General features: G+C 62.1%; 25 protein-coding genes. 23 read left to right on the top strand and 2 right to left on the bottom strand.

Annotated elements, in window-relative coordinates; genetic code table 11:
• Nucleotides 1-33: 33 nt before the first annotated feature.
• Nucleotides 34-699: an O-methyltransferase gene (locus tag MESOP_RS22895; RefSeq protein ID WP_013895705.1), complete on the top strand. Its 666-nt coding sequence runs from the start codon at nucleotides 34-36 to the stop codon at nucleotides 697-699.
• 164 nt (nucleotides 700-863) lie between these two features.
• Here the strand turns inward: MESOP_RS22895 and MESOP_RS22890 are convergent, their stop codons facing one another.
• Nucleotides 864-1,790 (bottom strand): Gfo/Idh/MocA family protein, encoded by a 927-nt coding sequence (locus tag MESOP_RS22890; protein ID WP_013895704.1) that lies wholly within the window; start codon nucleotides 1,788-1,790, stop codon nucleotides 864-866.
• A gap of 167 nt (nucleotides 1,791-1,957) precedes the next feature.
• A complete protein-coding gene (locus tag MESOP_RS22885) occupies nucleotides 1,958-2,239 on the bottom strand; it encodes a hypothetical protein (protein WP_013895703.1) in 282 nt (93 codons plus the stop codon).
• Nucleotides 2,240-2,711: 472 nt separating this feature from the next.
• On the opposite strand from MESOP_RS22885, the gene rpsL reads away from it, so the two are divergent.
• The 22 genes from rpsL to rplR all read left to right on the top strand — a co-directional run bounded on the left by rpsL (nucleotide 2,712) and on the right by rplR (nucleotide 15,432).
• Nucleotides 2,712-3,083, top strand: a complete 372-nt coding sequence (rpsL, locus tag MESOP_RS22880; RefSeq protein ID WP_006333356.1) for a 30S ribosomal protein S12 — start codon at nucleotides 2,712-2,714, stop codon at nucleotides 3,081-3,083.
• 71 nt (nucleotides 3,084-3,154) lie between these two features.
• Complete coding sequence (rpsG, locus tag MESOP_RS22875; RefSeq protein WP_008875664.1) at nucleotides 3,155-3,625, top strand: 30S ribosomal protein S7; 471 nt, start codon at nucleotides 3,155-3,157, stop codon at nucleotides 3,623-3,625.
• Between the two features lie 29 nt (nucleotides 3,626-3,654).
• Complete coding sequence (fusA, locus tag MESOP_RS22870) at nucleotides 3,655-5,745, top strand: elongation factor G (protein WP_013895702.1); 2,091 nt, start codon at nucleotides 3,655-3,657, stop codon at nucleotides 5,743-5,745.
• A 67-nt stretch (nucleotides 5,746-5,812) separates the two neighbouring features.
• Nucleotides 5,813-6,988 (top strand): elongation factor Tu, encoded by a 1,176-nt coding sequence (tuf, locus tag MESOP_RS22865; protein ID WP_013895701.1) that lies wholly within the window; start codon nucleotides 5,813-5,815, stop codon nucleotides 6,986-6,988.
• Between the two features lie 69 nt (nucleotides 6,989-7,057).
• Complete coding sequence (gene rpsJ, locus MESOP_RS22860; RefSeq protein ID WP_010909272.1) at nucleotides 7,058-7,366, top strand: 30S ribosomal protein S10; 309 nt, start codon at nucleotides 7,058-7,060, stop codon at nucleotides 7,364-7,366.
• A 61-nt stretch (nucleotides 7,367-7,427) separates the two neighbouring features.
• Nucleotides 7,428-8,141 carry a 50S ribosomal protein L3 gene (rplC, locus tag MESOP_RS22855; RefSeq protein WP_013895700.1) on the top strand — a complete coding sequence of 238 codons (714 nt, stop codon included), beginning with the start codon at nucleotides 7,428-7,430 and terminating at the stop codon, nucleotides 8,139-8,141.
• On the top strand, nucleotides 8,141-8,761 hold the full coding sequence (gene rplD, locus MESOP_RS22850) for a 50S ribosomal protein L4 (protein WP_013895699.1): 621 nt from the start codon (nucleotides 8,141-8,143) through the stop codon (nucleotides 8,759-8,761). Before rplC ends, rplD begins: the two co-directional genes overlap by 1 nt.
• Nucleotides 8,758-9,051: a 50S ribosomal protein L23 gene (locus MESOP_RS22845; RefSeq protein WP_010909275.1), complete on the top strand. Its 294-nt coding sequence runs from the start codon at nucleotides 8,758-8,760 to the stop codon at nucleotides 9,049-9,051. Before rplD ends, MESOP_RS22845 begins: the two co-directional genes overlap by 4 nt.
• 23 nt (nucleotides 9,052-9,074) lie before the next feature.
• Nucleotides 9,075-9,908 carry a 50S ribosomal protein L2 gene (gene rplB, locus MESOP_RS22840; protein WP_013895698.1) on the top strand — a complete coding sequence of 278 codons (834 nt, stop codon included), beginning with the start codon at nucleotides 9,075-9,077 and terminating at the stop codon, nucleotides 9,906-9,908.
• A 16-nt stretch (nucleotides 9,909-9,924) separates the two neighbouring features.
• Nucleotides 9,925-10,203 carry a 30S ribosomal protein S19 gene (gene rpsS, locus MESOP_RS22835; protein WP_006205463.1) on the top strand — a complete coding sequence of 93 codons (279 nt, stop codon included), beginning with the start codon at nucleotides 9,925-9,927 and terminating at the stop codon, nucleotides 10,201-10,203.
• A gap of 2 nt (nucleotides 10,204-10,205) precedes the next feature.
• Entirely contained in the window at nucleotides 10,206-10,595 is a 390-nt protein-coding gene (rplV, locus tag MESOP_RS22830) for a 50S ribosomal protein L22 (RefSeq protein WP_006205462.1), read from the top strand.
• Nucleotides 10,595-11,320 carry a 30S ribosomal protein S3 gene (gene rpsC / locus MESOP_RS22825; protein ID WP_013895697.1) on the top strand — a complete coding sequence of 242 codons (726 nt, stop codon included), beginning with the start codon at nucleotides 10,595-10,597 and terminating at the stop codon, nucleotides 11,318-11,320. Before rplV ends, rpsC begins: the two co-directional genes overlap by 1 nt.
• Before the next feature lie 27 nt (nucleotides 11,321-11,347).
• A complete protein-coding gene (gene rplP, locus MESOP_RS22820) occupies nucleotides 11,348-11,761 on the top strand; it encodes a 50S ribosomal protein L16 (RefSeq protein ID WP_006205460.1) in 414 nt (137 codons plus the stop codon).
• A 13-nt stretch (nucleotides 11,762-11,774) separates the two neighbouring features.
• Nucleotides 11,775-11,975 carry a 50S ribosomal protein L29 gene (gene rpmC / locus MESOP_RS22815; RefSeq protein ID WP_006205459.1) on the top strand — a complete coding sequence of 67 codons (201 nt, stop codon included), beginning with the start codon at nucleotides 11,775-11,777 and terminating at the stop codon, nucleotides 11,973-11,975.
• 11 nt (nucleotides 11,976-11,986) lie between these two features.
• Nucleotides 11,987-12,226, top strand: coding sequence for a 30S ribosomal protein S17 (gene rpsQ / locus MESOP_RS22810; protein ID WP_010909280.1), 240 nt, complete (start codon nucleotides 11,987-11,989; stop codon nucleotides 12,224-12,226).
• Between the two features lie 72 nt (nucleotides 12,227-12,298).
• On the top strand, nucleotides 12,299-12,667 hold the full coding sequence (gene rplN, locus MESOP_RS22805; RefSeq protein ID WP_006205457.1) for a 50S ribosomal protein L14: 369 nt from the start codon (nucleotides 12,299-12,301) through the stop codon (nucleotides 12,665-12,667).
• A gap of 12 nt (nucleotides 12,668-12,679) precedes the next feature.
• Complete coding sequence (gene rplX / locus MESOP_RS22800; RefSeq protein WP_006205456.1) at nucleotides 12,680-12,994, top strand: 50S ribosomal protein L24; 315 nt, start codon at nucleotides 12,680-12,682, stop codon at nucleotides 12,992-12,994.
• Nucleotides 12,987-13,565, top strand: a complete 579-nt coding sequence (rplE, locus tag MESOP_RS22795) for a 50S ribosomal protein L5 (protein ID WP_013895696.1) — start codon at nucleotides 12,987-12,989, stop codon at nucleotides 13,563-13,565. The genes rplX and rplE overlap by 8 nt, the downstream gene beginning before the upstream one ends.
• A 27-nt stretch (nucleotides 13,566-13,592) precedes the next feature.
• Nucleotides 13,593-13,898, top strand: a complete 306-nt coding sequence (rpsN, locus tag MESOP_RS22790) for a 30S ribosomal protein S14 (protein ID WP_013895695.1) — start codon at nucleotides 13,593-13,595, stop codon at nucleotides 13,896-13,898.
• A gap of 12 nt (nucleotides 13,899-13,910) precedes the next feature.
• Nucleotides 13,911-14,309, top strand: coding sequence for a 30S ribosomal protein S8 (gene rpsH, locus MESOP_RS22785; protein WP_006205453.1), 399 nt, complete (start codon nucleotides 13,911-13,913; stop codon nucleotides 14,307-14,309).
• 89 nt (nucleotides 14,310-14,398) lie between these two features.
• Nucleotides 14,399-14,932, top strand: coding sequence for a 50S ribosomal protein L6 (gene rplF, locus MESOP_RS22780; protein WP_013895694.1), 534 nt, complete (start codon nucleotides 14,399-14,401; stop codon nucleotides 14,930-14,932).
• A gap of 140 nt (nucleotides 14,933-15,072) precedes the next feature.
• Entirely contained in the window at nucleotides 15,073-15,432 is a 360-nt protein-coding gene (rplR, locus tag MESOP_RS22775; RefSeq protein ID WP_010909284.1) for a 50S ribosomal protein L18, read from the top strand.
• Nucleotide 15,433 lies beyond the last annotated feature (1 nt).

Below are 15,433 nucleotides of genomic sequence, written 5' to 3'. Positions count from 1 at the left end.
GTTTTGGCTTTCAATGGATCGGAGATTAAAACGATGAGCAAGAAGACCTGGGCTGCTGTCGACGACTACATCGTCGATGCCCTGTTCGAGGCAGATCCCGCCCTCGACGCCGTTCTGGCGGCCAATCATGACCAGGGCCTGCCTGCGATCGACGTGTCGCCGGCGCAAGGCAAGCTGCTTTCAATTCTGGCGCGCATGAAAGGGGCAAGGAAGATCCTCGAGATCGGTACGCTGGGCGGCTATTCGACGATTTGGATGGCGCGCGCACTGCCTGCCGACGGCAAGATCGTGACGCTTGAACTCGACCCGCATCACGCCAAGGTCGCGCGGTCGAATTTTGAGCTTGCAGGGGTGTCGGAGCGGGTCGACCTGCGGGTCGGGCCAGCGCTTCAATCGCTTGCCGCGCTGAGCGCCGAAAATGCCGGCCCGTTCGACCTCATCTTCATCGACGCCGACAAGCCGAACAATCCGAACTATCTGTCATGGGCGATGCGGCTGTCGCGCTCAGGAACCGTCATCGTCTGTGACAACGTCATCCGTGACGGCGCGGTGCTCGATGAGGACGGTCGTGATCCCAATGTCGAAGGTGCACGCGCCGCCTTCTCCTTCATCGGCGGCGACAGGCGGCTGGACGGAACCGCCATCCAGACCGTCGGTGCCAAGGGCTATGACGGTTTTGCGATCGCGATCGTCGAATGATCCCAGAGGGAAGCCGCATCGACGAGCGTTGGCTGCAATAGGTTCGCGCCCTTCCTCTACCCCGTCGATCGGGGGAGAGGTGGCTCGGCGTAGCCGAGACGGAGTGGGGGTCGACCTGGCACGAGCATTCAAGCCATGTCCGCGATCCCGTCGCGGTGCACAAATCAGTCGAAGAACGCCTCGACCACATTGCGCTTGCCCAGCATGAAGGCATCGGCGACATGCTGCAGCGGCGCGAGGTCGACATCCGAGGCGCCTGCACGCACGATCTCGGCGAAGCGCTTGTAGAGCATCGGGTATTCGGCTTCCGGCTCTTCGTGGACCACCTTGCCATCGATGGCGAGCTTAGAGCCGCCGCCCGAGAGCACCATCTTGCCGGCATCCGTGTCGGCCAGGATGTCCCAGCTTTGCGGCCCGGTCTGCAGCCAGTCGAGTTCCATCGTCACCGGCAATCCGTTCGAAGTGCGGAAGGCGACTTGCGCGGCGACTGGGGCGGCCCGGTTTTCGGGGAAATCGAGAACCGCCGAGGTGATGAACATCGCCGGCAGGATGTGGGTCGCGATCGACAGCGCGTTGATGCCGGGATCGAAGACGCCGAAGCCGCCTGGCTGCCAGATCCAGTCCTGGTTCGGGTGCCAGCGGCGCACGTCTTCCTTCCAGACGATCGCCGCCGAGCGGATCCGGGTCGATGCGAGAAAGCTCCGCGCTTCCTCCACCGCCGGCGCATAGCGTGAATGCCAGCTGGCGAAGAGGGTAACGCCCTGTCTCGCCGCCAGCGCCTTCAGGTCCTCGACCTCGCTGACCGTGGCGCCGGGAGGCTTTTCCAGGAAGACATGCTTCTTGGCCTCGAGCGCGGTGCGCGCGGCATCGTAGCGGAATTGCGGCGGCATGCAGAGCGAGACGGCGTCCAGTTCCGGCACCGCGTCGAGCATCGCCTCGATGGCAGGAAAATTCGGGATGCCGTCGACCTTGCCATGCCGGCTGGCGGCGGCGGTCAGTCGGTAATCCTGGTCTTTCGCCAGGGCCGGCAGGTGCTGGTCGCGGACGATCTTGCCGACGCCGACGATGCCAATCTTGATGGGCTGGGACACGGTCGCTCCGTCTGTTGGGTGATGATCAGCGCTTCTTATCAGAACACTTGCCCCGAACAAGCCAGCGGTGGACGGTCAGTCCCAGCTTTGCCGGACTGCAGCGCCCAACTTTTTTCTTTCGCCGGAAGGGGCTGGCGGCGATTCGAAAGGCGAGGGGTGCCTGATTCTCAGATCGGCTCCTCGAAGGTCACGATCGACACTTCGCCTTCGAGCGCGCCTTGATAGGCTGACAGATGCGGCTCGTCGTCGGGCACGCCGTCCATGTCACCGATCTGGTCGAGCTCGGCCTCGGCGTAACCCTCAGCCGCGAGCGATTCGAGCGCTTTGCGCACAGCCGAATCGTCGTCGGGTGCGACCAGCATGACATGCACGCCTTCCACTTTGCCGCCCTTCCGCTTCCACACCCGGCCGGTGATGATGGTCACTGGGCGTTCGTCATTGTCGTTCACGAGCTGATTCCTCTTTGCAAGGGATGGCGAGGGGGCTTCGGTCGCTCATGCCGCCTTTTCGCATGAAGCAAGGGCGCGCAAAAGCCAAAAGCCGGTCACTTTCTTCCTTGCCATTGCAAAATGGCGAAAGAAAATTACATGCGGTTTTCGCATGGCTGCCAAGCCTCGGCTTCGATGCAATATTTGCCACGCCGGGGTTGACGGTTCGCGGGCTTACGAGTAGAAGCCGGCCAGTCAGAACCGATGTGAGGCTCTCCTTTCCGAAGCGACACGCTTTGGAGTTTGCCTCAAACAGGGTTCGTTTTACGAGCGAAAAGACATTTCCGGCGTGCACGAAGCGGCTTCCGCTTCCTCTGCCATTTGTTCGGGCAAGACCGCGAGGCGCGGTTTGTGGCCCGAATTTGCGTATGGAAATGACGCTTTGAGCGGCCCTGACCGGGCGAGACACGGAATTGAGAGACAAGAGGGTTTAATGCCTACCGTCAACCAGCTGATCCGCAAGCCGCGCATTGCGCCGGTGAAGCGCAACAAGGTCCCGGCCATGCAGCAGAACCCGCAGAAGCGGGGCGTCTGCACGCGCGTCTACACGACGACGCCGAAGAAGCCGAACTCGGCGCTGCGCAAGGTGGCCAAGATCCGCCTGACCAATGGTTTTGAAGTGATCGGTTACATCCCCGGCGAAGGTCACAACCTTCAGGAACACTCCGTGGTGATGATCCGCGGCGGCCGCGTCAAGGATCTTCCGGGCGTTCGCTACCACATCATCCGCGGCGTGCTCGACACGCAGGGCGTGAAGAACCGCAAGCAGCGCCGTTCGAAGTACGGCGCCAAGCGTCCGAAGTAAGGCGTCCGAAGTAAGATTTTCCGGCTCTGGCGCTCCAATGCGTCGGGCTACGAGATTGAGAGACAAAAGCCATGTCGCGTCGTCACAGTGCAGAAAAGCGTGAGATCAACCCGGATCCGAAGTTCGGCGATCTGATCGTCACCAAGTTCATGAACGCCGTCATGTATGACGGCAAGAAGTCGGTTGCCGAGACCATCGTCTACGGCGCGCTCGACCAGGTTCAGTCGAAGACCAAGCAGGAGCCGGTCACCGTCTTCCATCAGGCGCTCGACAATGTCGCGCCGCATGTGGAAGTGCGTTCGCGCCGCGTCGGCGGTGCGACCTACCAGGTTCCGGTCGATGTGCGCCCCGAGCGTCGTCAGGCGTTGGCCATCCGTTGGCTGATCGCCGCCGCGCGCAACCGCAACGAGACCACGATGGTCGACCGCCTCTCTGGCGAGCTGATGGACGCGGCCAACAACCGCGGCACGGCCGTCAAGAAGCGTGAAGACACCCACAAGATGGCTGAAGCCAACCGCGCTTTCGCGCACTACCGCTGGTAAAGCGCGAACGAGACTGAGAGGCAGCTACGATGGCCCGCGAATACAAAATCGAAGATTACCGCAATTTCGGTATCATGGCGCATATTGACGCCGGCAAGACGACGACCACCGAGCGCGTCCTCTATTATACGGGCAAGTCGCACAAGATCGGCGAAGTCCACGACGGCGCTGCCACCATGGATTGGATGGAGCAGGAGCAGGAGCGCGGCATCACCATCACGTCCGCCGCGACCACGACCTTCTGGAAGGGTCGCGACGGCAAGATGCACCGCTTCAACATCATCGACACCCCCGGACACGTCGACTTCACCATTGAAGTCGAGCGTTCGCTGCGCGTGCTCGACGGCGCCATCGCGCTGCTCGACGCCAACGCCGGTGTTGAGCCGCAGACGGAAACGGTCTGGCGCCAGGCCGACAAGTACAAAGTTCCGCGCATGATCTTCTGCAACAAGATGGACAAGATCGGCGCCGACTTCTACCGCTCGGTCGAGATGATCGGCTCGCGCCTCGGTGCGCAGGCTGTCGTCATGCAGCTGCCGATCGGCGCCGAGATCGACTTCAAGGGCGTCGTCGATCTCGTGGAAATGAATGCGCTTGTCTGGCGCGACGAGACGCTGGGCGCTGCCTGGGACGTCGTCGAGATCCCGGAAGACCTCAAGGCCCGTGCCGAGGAATACCGCGAGAAGATGATCGAAGCCGCCGTCGAAATGGACGAGACGGCTCTCGAGAACTACCTCGAAGGCAAGATGCCGTCGAATGACGAGATCCGTTCGCTGATCCGCAAGGGCACGATCGCGGTCAAGTTCTACCCGATGTTCTGCGGCTCGGCCTTCAAGAACAAGGGCGTGCAGCCGCTGCTCGACGCCGTTGTCGAATACCTGCCGTCGCCCGCCGACGTGCCCGCCATCAAGGGTGTGGACGCCAAGACCGATGCCGAGATCGAGCGTCATGCGGACGATAACGAGCCGCTGTCGATGCTCGCCTTCAAGATCATGAACGACCCGTTCGTCGGGTCGTTGACCTTCGCCCGCATCTATTCGGGCAAGCTCACCAAGGGCATCTCGGTCGACAACACCGTCAAGGGCAAGAAGGAGCGCATCGGCCGCATGCTGCAGATGCATGCGAATTCGCGCGCCGACGTCGAAGAAGCTTTCGCCGGCGACATCGTCGCTCTGGCTGGCCTGAAGGACACGACCACCGGCGACACGCTGTGCGATCCGCTGCATCCGGTCATCCTCGAGCGCATGGAATTCCCCGATCCGGTCATCCAGATCGCCATCGAGCCGAAGACCAAGAACGACCAGGAGAAGATGGGCCTCGCCCTTCATCGCCTGGCTGCCGAGGATCCGTCTTTCCGCGTCAAGACCGACGAGGAAAGCGGCCAGACCATCATCTCCGGTATGGGCGAGCTGCACCTCGACATCATCGTCGACCGCATGCGTCGCGAGTTCAAGGTGGAAGCCAATGTCGGCGCTCCGCAGGTGGCTTATCGCGAGACGATCACCCGCAGGTTTGAGCAGGACTACACGCACAAGAAGCAGACCGGCGGTACCGGTCAGTTCGCCCGCGTCAAGGTTGTGTTCGAGCCGAATGCGGAAGGCGAGGACTTCGTGTTCGAGTCCAAGATCGTCGGCGGCGCGGTGCCGAAGGAATACATCCCGGGCGTCGAAAAGGGCATCCAGAGCGTCATGGGCGCCGGTCCGTTCGCGGGCTTCCCGATGATCGGCGTCAGGGCGACGCTCATCGACGGCGCCTACCACGACGTCGACTCCTCGGTTCTGGCCTTCGAAATCGCGTCCCGTGCGTGTTTCCGTGAAGCGGCACCCAAGCTTGGCGTGCAGCTGCTCGAGCCGATCATGAAGGTCGAGGTCGTGACGCCGGAAGATTATGTCGGCAGCGTCATTGGCGATCTGAACGGCCGTCGTGGCCAGATCCAGGGCCAGGAAGCGCGCGGCGTAGCTGTCGTCATCAACGCGATGGTGCCGCTCGCCAATATGTTCAAGTACGTCGACAACCTGCGCTCGATGAGCCAGGGCCGCGCGGCCTACACGATGCAGTTCGATCACTACGAGCCGGTCCCGACCGCGGTCGCCCAGGAAGTCCAGAAGAAATACGCGTAACTCGAAAGAGCTGCCGCGGTAACGCAATTCAAAGCCCGCACGGGCGAGCAGGAAATGGAGACATCACATGGCAAAAGGTAAATTCGAGCGCACTAAGCCTCATGTGAACATCGGCACGATCGGTCACGTCGATCATGGCAAGACGTCGCTGACGGCGGCGATCACGAAGTATTTTGGCGAATACAAGCGCTATGACCAGATCGATGCGGCGCCCGAGGAGAAGGCGCGCGGCATCACGATCTCGACGGCGCACGTCGAATACGAGACGGCCAACCGCCACTACGCCCACGTCGACTGCCCCGGCCACGCCGACTATGTGAAGAACATGATCACCGGTGCCGCGCAGATGGACGGCGCGATCCTGGTGGTGTCGGCCGCCGACGGCCCGATGCCGCAGACCCGCGAGCACATCCTCTTGGCCCGTCAGGTCGGCGTGCCGTCGATCGTGGTGTTCCTGAACAAGGTCGACCAGGTCGACGACGCCGAGCTGCTCGAACTGGTCGAGCTCGAGGTTCGCGAGCTTCTGTCGAAGAATGAGTTCCCCGGCGACGACATTCCGATCGTCAAGGGTTCGGCACTGGCCGCGCTTGAGGATTCGAACAAGACCATCGGCGAGGACGCGATCCGCGAGCTGATGGCTCAGGTCGACGCCTACATCCCGACCCCGGTTCGTCCGCTCGACAAGCCGTTCCTGATGCCGATCGAGGACGTGTTCTCGATTTCGGGCCGCGGCACGGTGGTGACCGGCCGCGTCGAGCGCGGCGTGGTCAAGGTCGGCGAGGAGCTGGAGATCATCGGCATCCGTCCGACGACCAAGACGACCTGCACGGGCGTGGAGATGTTCCGCAAGCTGCTCGACCAGGGCCAGGCCGGCGACAACATCGGCGCGCTGTTGCGCGGCGTTGACCGTGAAGGTGTCGAGCGCGGCCAGGTTCTGGCCAAGCCGGGCACGGTGAAGCCGCACAAGAAGTTCGTGGCCGAAGCCTACATCCTGACCAAGGACGAAGGTGGCCGTCACACGCCGTTCTTCACCAACTACCGTCCGCAGTTCTACTTCCGCACCACGGACGTGACCGGCATCGTGTCGCTGCCGGAAGGCACCGAGATGGTGATGCCCGGCGACAACATCACGGTCGATGTCGAGCTGATCGTGCCGATCGCCATGGAAGAGAAGCTGCGCTTCGCCATCCGTGAAGGCGGCCGCACCGTCGGTGCCGGCATCGTCGTCACCATCAAAGAGTAATTTGGACTTAAACCGATCTGTCGCGGGCGCGGGAGTTGCCCGCGCCGCGCCAGAACAAGGAAGTGACGCATGAACGGACAGAATATCCGCATCCGCCTGAAGGCGTTTGATCACCGCGTGCTCGACGCCTCGACGAAGGAAATCGTGTCGACGGCCAAGCGTACCGGTGCAAACGTCCGCGGCCCCATTCCGCTGCCGACGCGGATCGAAAAGTTCACGGTCAACCGGTCGCCTCACGTCGACAAGAAGAGCCGCGAGCAGTTCGAGATGCGCACGCACAAGCGTCTGCTCGACATCGTCGATCCGACCCCGCAGACCGTCGATGCTTTGATGAAGCTCGATCTGGCCGCCGGCGTCGACGTCGAGATCAAGCTCTAAGGGAATGAGAGCGCGGTAAGGGGCGGTGCCCCTGGCCCGGAACTCTAAAGGAATTGAACCGATGCGTTCAGGTGTGATTGCAAAGAAGGTGGGAATGACCCGCATCTACAACGATGCCGGGGAACATGTTCCCGTCACCGTTCTCCAGATGGAGAACTGCCAGGTCGTGGCGCAGCGCACGCAGGAGAAGAATGGCTACACCGCCGTTCAGCTCGGCGTTGGCCTCGCCAAGGTGAAGAACACGTCGAAGGCGCTGCGCGGCCATTTCGCGACCGCTTCCGTCGAGCCGAAGGCTAAGGTCGCCGAGTTCCGCGTCTCCGCCGACAACATGATCGATGTTGGCGCCGAGATCACCGTCGAGCACTTCGTCGCCGGCCAGAAGGTCGATGTGACGGGCACGACGATCGGCAAGGGTTTCCAGGGCGTCATCAAGCGTCACCACATGGGTGGTGGCCGCGCGACGCACGGTAACTCGGTTTCGCACCGTACGCACGGTTCGACCGGCCAGCGTCAGGACCCGGGCAAAGTGTTCAAGGGCAAGCATATGGCTGGCCACATGGGCGACACCCGCGTCACCACGCAGAATGTCGAGATCGTCTCGACCGACGCCGATCGCGGCCTGATCCTGATCCGCGGTGCGGTTCCCGGATCGAAGGGCGCATGGATCCTGGTCCGCGACGCGGCCAAGGTGGCGCTGCCGGCCAATGCGCCGAAGCCCGCCGCGATCCGTGCCGTTGCTAAGAACGAGGCTCCGGCCACAGAGGGAGCGGAATAATGGATCTCAAGATCACAACGCTAGGCGGCAAGGACGCCGGCAAGGTGAAACTCTCCGAGGAGATTTTCGGCCTTGATCCCCGCGAGGACATCCTGCAGCGCGTCGTGCGCTGGCAGCTGGCCAAGAAGCAGCAGGGCACGCACAAGGCCAAGGGCCGCGCCGAAATCGCGCGCACCGGCGCCAAGATGTACAAGCAGAAGGGTACGGGCCGCGCCCGTCACCACTCGGCACGTGCTCCGCAGTTCCGCGGCGGTGGCAAGGCCCATGGCCCGGTCGTCCGCAGCCACGAGCACGACCTGCCGAAAAAGGTCCGCGCGCTCGGCCTCAAGCATGCTCTCTCGGCCAAGGCCAAGAGCGCGTCGATCATCATCATCGACGAGCTGAAGCTGACAGAGGCCAAGACGAAGGCGCTGATCGCGAATTTCGCGACGCTGGGCCTGAGCAACGCCCTGGTGATTGGTGGCGCCGAGCTTGACCAGAACTTCAAGCTGGCCGCGACCAACATTCCGAACATCGACGTGCTGCCCATCCAGGGCATCAACGTCTACGACATTCTGCGCCGCGGCACGCTGGTCCTTTCGAAGGCCGCCGTCGAGGCTCTCGAGGAGCGCTTTAAATGACCGACCTTCGTCACTACGACGTGATCGTCAGCCCGGCGATCACCGAAAAGTCGACCATGGCTTCCGAGCAGAACCAGGTCGTCTTCAACGTCGCCAAGAAGGCGTCGAAGCCGGAAATCAAGGCCGCCGTCGAAGCGCTGTTCGGCGTCAAGGTGATGGCCGTGAACACGCTTGTCCGTAAGGGCAAGATCAAGCGCTTCCGCGGCACGATCGGCCGCCAGAGCGACGTCAAGAAGGCGATTGTGACGCTGGCCGACGGCCAGTCGATCGACGTCGCGACGGGTCTCTGAGCAAGGCCGCGAGGACAACAACAATGGCACTGAAAAAATTCAACCCGGTAACGCCGAGCACCCGCCAGTTGGTCATCGTCGACCGCTCGGGCCTCTACAAGGGCAAGCCTGTCAAGGGTCTGACCGAGGGCCTGACCAAGTCGGGCGGCCGCAACAATCACGGCCGCATCACCGCCCGCTTCATCGGCGGTGGTCACAAGCGTTCGTACCGCATCATCGACTTCAAGCGCCGCAAGTTCGACGTCGTCGGCACGGTCGAGCGCATTGAATACGATCCGAACCGCACCGCCTTCATCGCGCTGATCAAGTACGACGATGGCGAGCTGTCCTACATCATCGCCCCGCAGCGCCTTGCCGCCGGCGACAAGATCGTGGCTGGCGAAGCGGTCGACGTGAAGCCGGGCAATGCGATGCCGCTGGCCTCGATGCCGGTCGGCACGATCGTCCACAACATCGAACTGAAGCCGGGCAAGGGCGCCCAGGTCGCCCGTTCGGCTGGCGGTTACGCCCAGCTCGTCGGCCGCGACCAGGGCATGGCGATCCTGCGCCTCAATTCGGGCGAGCAGCGTGTCGTCCACGGCTCCTGCATGGCCACCGTCGGTGCCGTGTCCAACCCGGACCACGGCAACATCAACGACGGCAAGGCCGGCCGCACGGTTTGGCGCGGCAAGCGTCCGCACAATCGCGGCGTGACCATGAACCCGGTCGACCACCCGCATGGCGGTGGTGAAGGCCGCACCTCCGGTGGCCGTCATCCGGTCAGCCCGTGGGGCAAGCCTACCAAGGGCAAGAAGACGCGGTCCAACAAGGCGACCGACAAGTTCATCCTGCGCTCGCGCCATCAGCGCAAGAGCTAAGAAGAGGTAACGCCAAGTGACTCGTTCTATTTGGAAAGGCCCCTTCATCGACGGCTACCTTCTCAAGAAGGTGGACAAGGTTCGTGAAGGTGGTCGCAATGAGGTGATCAAGATGTGGAGCCGTCGCTCCACCATCCTGCCGCAGTTCGTCGGCTTCACCTTCGGTGTCTACAACGGCCAGAAGCATGTTCCCGTTTCGGTGAACGAGGACATGGTCGGTCATAAGTTCGGTGAATTCGCTCCGACCCGGACCTATTACGGTCACGGCGCGGATAAGAAGGCGAAGAGGAAATAATCATGGGCAAGGCCAAAGCTCCGCGCAGGCTTGCTGACAACGAAGCGCGCGCCGTGTTGCGCACGATCCGTATCAGCCCGCAGAAGCTGAACCTGGTTGCCGCGCTAATCCGCGGCAAGAAGGTCGCGACAGCGCTTTCCGATCTCGAATTCTCGGCCAAGCGGATTTCCGGTACGGTCAAGAAGACGCTGGAATCGGCGATTGCCAACGCGGAAAACAACCACGACCTGGACGTCGATGCGCTGATCGTGGCGGAAGCCTATGTCGGCAAGTCGATCGTCATGAAGCGGTTCCACGCTCGTGGCCGTGGTCGCGCCAGCCGTATCGAGAAGCCGTTCTCGCACCTCACGATCGTCGTTCGTGAAGTCGAAGAAAAAGGGGAGGCCGCATAATGGGCCAGAAAGTCAATCCGATCGGTCTTCGCCTCGGCATTAACCGCACCTGGGATTCGCGCTGGTTCGCGAACACCGGCGAGTACGGCAAGCTGCTGCATGAGGACATCAAGATCCGCAAGTATCTTGAGAAGGAACTCAAGCAGGCCGCGATCTCCAAGGTCGTGATCGAGCGCCCGCACAAGAAGTGCCGCGTCACCATCCATGCCGCGCGCCCGGGTCTGATCATCGGCAAGAAGGGCGCCGACATCGAGAAGCTTCGCAAGAAGCTGATGGAGATGACGAAGTCCGAGACGCACCTCAACATCGTCGAAGTGCGCAAGCCGGAAATCGATGCGACCCTGGTCGCCCAATCGATCGCCCAGCAGCTCGAGCGTCGTATTGCGTTCCGCCGCGCCATGAAGCGCGCCGTGCAGTCGGCGATGCGCCTCGGTGCCGAAGGCATCCGCATCAACTGCGCCGGCCGTCTCGGCGGCGCCGAGATAGCGCGCATGGAATGGTACCGCGAAGGCCGCGTGCCGCTGCATACGCTGCGCGCCGATGTCGACTACGGCACGGCCGAGGCGAACACGGCGTACGGTATCTGCGGCGTCAAGGTCTGGGTATTCAAGGGCGAGATCCTCGAGCACGATCCGATGGCTTCGGAGCGTCGCGCGACCGAGGGTGATGCTGCGCATGGCGGTGGTGGTGATCGCGAACGCGGTCGTCGTCGCGAAAACGCCTGAGACATTTAGGAATTTGGAGTTAGAACGATGCTGCAGCCAAAGCGCACAAAGTTCCGCAAGCAGTTCAAGGGCCGTATCCATGGTACCGCAAAGGGCGGCACCAACCTGGATTTCGGTGGTTTCGGGCTGAAGGCGCTTGAGCCGAACCGCGTCACCGCGCGTGAGATCGAGGCGGCCCGCCGTGCGATCACTCGCGAAATGAAGCGCGCTGGCCGCGTCTGGATCCGTATTTTCCCGGACGTGCCGGTCACCTCGAAGCCGACCGAAGTCCGCATGGGCAAGGGCAAGGGCGCGGTCGACTACTGGGCGGCGCGCGTCAAGCCGGGCCGCATCATGTTCGAGATCGACGGCGTCAATGAAGAAACCGCCCGTGAGGCGCTGCGTCTCGGCGCGGCCAAGCTCTCGGTCAGGACGCGCTTCGTACAGCGCATCGCAGAATAAGGACGGGCTGATCATGAAAGCCGAAGACATCCGGACCAAGACCCAGGACCAGCTGACCGACGACCTGGCCAGCCTGAAGAAGGAGCAGTTCAACCTGCGCTTCCAGAAGGCCACCGGCCAGCTCGAGAAGACCGCGCGCGTGAGACAGGTCCGTAAGGATATTGCGCGTATCAAGACCATCGCTGCGGAAAAGTCCGCGGCTAAGAAGGCTTAAGGACGAAAACCATGCCAAAGCGCATTCTGCAGGGCACCGTCGTCAGCGACAAGAACGAGAAGACGGTTGTCGTCAAGGTCGAACGGCGCTTCACGCATCCCGTGATGAAGAAGACCGTGCGCATGACCAAGAAGTACAAGGCGCACGACGAGAACAACGCCCACAAGGTTGGCGATCAGGTGTTCATCCAGGAATCGAAGCCGATTTCCAAGGATAAGCGCTGGATCGTCGTATCCTCGGACCAGGCGTAAACAAACGAATTTTGGACAGACCGGGGAGGGGTGAAGAACCCGTCCCGTTAGAAAAGAAGAAGGCGGCCAGTCATGATTCAGATGCAAACAAACCTCGACGTGGCGGATAATTCCGGCGCGCGTCGTGTCATGTGCATCAAGGTGCTGGGCGGCTCGAAGCGGAAATACGCTTCCGTGGGCGACATCATCGTGGTGTCGATCAAGGAAGCCATTCCGCGCGGCCGCGTTAAGAAGGGCGATGTGATGAAGGCGGTCGTGGTTCGCACGGCCAAGGACATCCGCCGCCCGGACGGCAGCGTGATCCGTTTCGACAAGAACGCGGCCGTTCTCGTCGACAACAAGAAAGAGCCGATCGGCACGCGTATCTTCGGACCGGTTCCGCGCGAACTCCGCGCCAAGAACCACATGAAGATCATCTCGCTCGCGCCTGAAGTGCTGTAAGGAGCCGGACCAATGCAAAAGATTAGAAAAGGCGACAAGGTCGTCGTTCTGGCCGGCAAGGACAAGGGCCGTTCGGGCGAAGTCCTCTCGGTTCAGCCGAAGGATGACACCGCGCTGGTGCGCGGCGTCAACATGATCCGTCGTCACCAGAAGCAGTCCCAGTCCCAAGAGGGCGGGATCATCACCAAGGAAGCGCCGATCCAGCTGTCGAACATCGCGCTGGCCGACCCCAAGGATGGCAAGCCGACCCGCGTCGGTTTCATCTTCCAGAAGGACGGCAAGAAGGTGCGCGTCGCCAAGCGCTCGGGAGAAGTCATCAATGGCTAAGGCTCAAAGCAAGCAGGCGACTGCCACCAACACGCCGCGCCTCAAGCAGGTCTATAACGAGACCATCCGCAAGGCGCTGCAGGAGCAGTTCGGCTACGACAACGACATGCAGGTTCCGCGCCTCGACAAGATCGTGCTGAACATGGGCGTTGGTGAAGCGACCGCCGATTCGAAGAAGCCTTCGGTTGCCGCCGAAGACCTGGCGATGATCGCTGGCCAGAAGGCCGTCGTCACCCGCGCCCGCAATTCGATCGCCGGCTTCAAGGTCCGCGAGAACATGCCGATCGGCGCCAAGGTCACGCTGCGCAAGGAACGCATGTACGAGTTCCTCGACCGCCTCGTGAACATCGCGCTGCCGCGCGTCCGCGACTTTCGCGGACTGAATCCGAAGAGCTTCGATGGCCGTGGCAACTACGCCATGGGCATCAAGGAACACATCGTGTTTCCGGAGATCAACTACGACAAGGTTGATCAGATCTGGGGCATGGACGTCATCGTTTGTACGACTGCGAAGACGGACGACGAAGCCAGGGCATTGCTCAAGGCCTTCAACTTCCCCTTCCGCCAGTAACGGCAGCGAGAAAAGGAAAAATCTGAAATGGCAAAGACCAGCTCAGTCGAGAAGAACAACAGGCGCCGCAAGCTTGCCGACCAGTACGGTCCCAAGCGGGCTGCCCTCAAGGCGATCATCATGGATCAGTCCAAGCCGATGGAAGAGCGCTTCCGCGCTCAGCTCAAGCTTGCCGCCATGCCGCGCAACTCGGCCAAGATCCGCATCCGCAACCGCTGCGAAGTCACCGGGCGCCCGCGTGCCTATTATCGCAAGCTCAAAGTATCGCGCATCGCGCTTCGTGATCTCGGCAATAACGGCCAGATCCCGGGCCTGGTCAAGTCGAGCTGGTAAGGAGGACATAACATGTCATTGAGCGATCCTCTCGGCGATATGCTGACCCGCATCCGCAACGCCTATGGCCGCAAGAAGTCGAGTGTTTCGACGCCGGCTTCGCGTCTGCGCACCCGCGTCCTCGACGTGCTGAAGGCTGAAGGCTATATCCGCGATTACAGCCAGACCGACTTCGACAACGGCAAGTCCGAAATCGAAATCGAACTGAAGTATTTCGACGGCGCGCCGGTCGTGCGTGAAATCGCCCGCGTCTCGAAGCCGGGCCGCCGCGTTTACGTTTCGGCCAAGTCGATCCCGCACGTCGCCAACGGCCTCGGCATCGCCATCCTTTCGACACCGAAGGGCGTGATGGCCGACCACGAAGCACGCGAACAGAACGTCGGCGGTGAGATCCTCTGCCAGATCTTCTGATCTGGCAGCTGACCGCAAAGTGGAATCCGGTCTTCGGATCGTTTCCGAAGACAGAGACCTGAAACAAGAGAAGTGACGAGGACAACAAAATGTCTCGTATTGGAAAGAAACCCGTTTCGCTGCCGCAGGGCGTGACCGCGACCGTCAACGGCCAGACCGTGACGGCGAAGGGCCCCAAGGGCGAGCTGAAGTTCGTGGTGAACGACGAAGTCCTGGTCAAGATGGAAGGCAGCGAGATTGCTGTCCAGCCGCGCGACCAGACCAAGACGGCCCGCTCCAAGTGGGGCATGTCGCGCACGCAGATCGTCAACATCCTGCAGGGTGTGAAGGACGGCTTCGAGAAGAAGCTCGAGATCACCGGCGTCGGCTATCGTGCCGCACTTCAGGGCAAGAACCTGCAGCTGGCGCTTGGCTTCAGCCATGACGTCGTCTACGAGACGCCGGCTGGCATCACCATCACGGTGCCGAAGCCGACGGAAATCACCGTGGCCGGCATCGACAAGCAGCAGGTCGGCCAGGTGGCCGCCGAGATCCGCGAATACCGCGGCCCCGAGCCCTACAAGGGCAAGGGCGTCCGCTACGCCGGCGAGAAGATCGTCCGCAAGGAAGGCAAGAAGAAGTAGTGGGCTTGGCCCCGAAAGGTTGAAGACTTTTCGGAAAGGGCCAAGCTGAAGAAGTGCAACGCCGCGGGGAGCGGTCGCGGGAGGCGCTTTCGCCTACCGCACATGGCGGCCCCCGTTTTTTGAAGGCAAGGAAGACCATCATGGGTACCAAGGAATCCACGCAGCGCCGTGCGCAGCGCGTTCGCCGCCAGATCAGGAAGGTCGCCGGCGAGCGTCCGCGTCTGTCGGTTCACCGCACCTCGAAGAACATCTATGTCCAGGTGATCGACGACGCCAAGGGCCACACCATCGCTGCCGCCTCGACGCTCGAGAAGGACCTCAAGGGTTCGCTCAAGACCGGCGCCGACACCGCCGCCGCCGCCGCGATCGGCAAGCTGATCGCCGAGCGCGCCACCAAGGCCGGCGTCAAGGAAGTCGTCTTCGACCGTGGCCCGTACATCTATCATGGCCGCGTCAAGGCGCTGGCTGAAGCTGCCCGCGAAGGCGGCTTGAGCTTCTGAT

The sequence above is a fragment of the Mesorhizobium opportunistum WSM2075 genome, assembly GCF_000176035.2.
In the GTDB taxonomy this organism is placed as follows: domain Bacteria; phylum Pseudomonadota; class Alphaproteobacteria; order Rhizobiales; family Rhizobiaceae; genus Mesorhizobium; species Mesorhizobium opportunistum.
This window is presented reverse-complemented; position numbering and strand designations above follow the sequence as displayed.

Excerpts from the sequence above, each read along its gene's own strand:
- MESOP_RS22895 (WP_013895705.1), top strand. The coding sequence starts at position 34 with ATGAGCAAGAAGACCTGGGCTGCTGTCGACGACTACATCGTCGATGCC.
- rpsL (WP_006333356.1), top strand. The coding sequence starts at position 2,712 with ATGCCTACCGTCAACCAGCTGATCCGCAAGCCGCGCATTGCGCCGGTG.
- rpsG (WP_008875664.1), top strand. The coding sequence starts at position 3,155 with ATGTCGCGTCGTCACAGTGCAGAAAAGCGTGAGATCAACCCGGATCCG.
- fusA (WP_013895702.1), top strand. The coding sequence starts at position 3,655 with ATGGCCCGCGAATACAAAATCGAAGATTACCGCAATTTCGGTATCATG.
- tuf (WP_013895701.1), top strand. The coding sequence starts at position 5,813 with ATGGCAAAAGGTAAATTCGAGCGCACTAAGCCTCATGTGAACATCGGC.
- rpsJ (WP_010909272.1), top strand. The coding sequence starts at position 7,058 with ATGAACGGACAGAATATCCGCATCCGCCTGAAGGCGTTTGATCACCGC.
- rplC (WP_013895700.1), top strand. The coding sequence starts at position 7,428 with ATGCGTTCAGGTGTGATTGCAAAGAAGGTGGGAATGACCCGCATCTAC.
- rplD (WP_013895699.1), top strand. The coding sequence starts at position 8,141 with ATGGATCTCAAGATCACAACGCTAGGCGGCAAGGACGCCGGCAAGGTG.
- MESOP_RS22845 (WP_010909275.1), top strand. The coding sequence starts at position 8,758 with ATGACCGACCTTCGTCACTACGACGTGATCGTCAGCCCGGCGATCACC.
- rplB (WP_013895698.1), top strand. The coding sequence starts at position 9,075 with ATGGCACTGAAAAAATTCAACCCGGTAACGCCGAGCACCCGCCAGTTG.
- rplV (WP_006205462.1), top strand. The coding sequence starts at position 10,206 with ATGGGCAAGGCCAAAGCTCCGCGCAGGCTTGCTGACAACGAAGCGCGC.
- rpsC (WP_013895697.1), top strand. The coding sequence starts at position 10,595 with ATGGGCCAGAAAGTCAATCCGATCGGTCTTCGCCTCGGCATTAACCGC.
- rplP (WP_006205460.1), top strand. The coding sequence starts at position 11,348 with ATGCTGCAGCCAAAGCGCACAAAGTTCCGCAAGCAGTTCAAGGGCCGT.
- rpmC (WP_006205459.1), top strand. The coding sequence starts at position 11,775 with ATGAAAGCCGAAGACATCCGGACCAAGACCCAGGACCAGCTGACCGAC.
- rpsQ (WP_010909280.1), top strand. The coding sequence starts at position 11,987 with ATGCCAAAGCGCATTCTGCAGGGCACCGTCGTCAGCGACAAGAACGAG.
- rplN (WP_006205457.1), top strand. The coding sequence starts at position 12,299 with ATGATTCAGATGCAAACAAACCTCGACGTGGCGGATAATTCCGGCGCG.
- rplX (WP_006205456.1), top strand. The coding sequence starts at position 12,680 with ATGCAAAAGATTAGAAAAGGCGACAAGGTCGTCGTTCTGGCCGGCAAG.
- rplE (WP_013895696.1), top strand. The coding sequence starts at position 12,987 with ATGGCTAAGGCTCAAAGCAAGCAGGCGACTGCCACCAACACGCCGCGC.
- rpsN (WP_013895695.1), top strand. The coding sequence starts at position 13,593 with ATGGCAAAGACCAGCTCAGTCGAGAAGAACAACAGGCGCCGCAAGCTT.
- rpsH (WP_006205453.1), top strand. The coding sequence starts at position 13,911 with ATGTCATTGAGCGATCCTCTCGGCGATATGCTGACCCGCATCCGCAAC.
- rplF (WP_013895694.1), top strand. The coding sequence starts at position 14,399 with ATGTCTCGTATTGGAAAGAAACCCGTTTCGCTGCCGCAGGGCGTGACC.
- rplR (WP_010909284.1), top strand. The coding sequence starts at position 15,073 with ATGGGTACCAAGGAATCCACGCAGCGCCGTGCGCAGCGCGTTCGCCGC.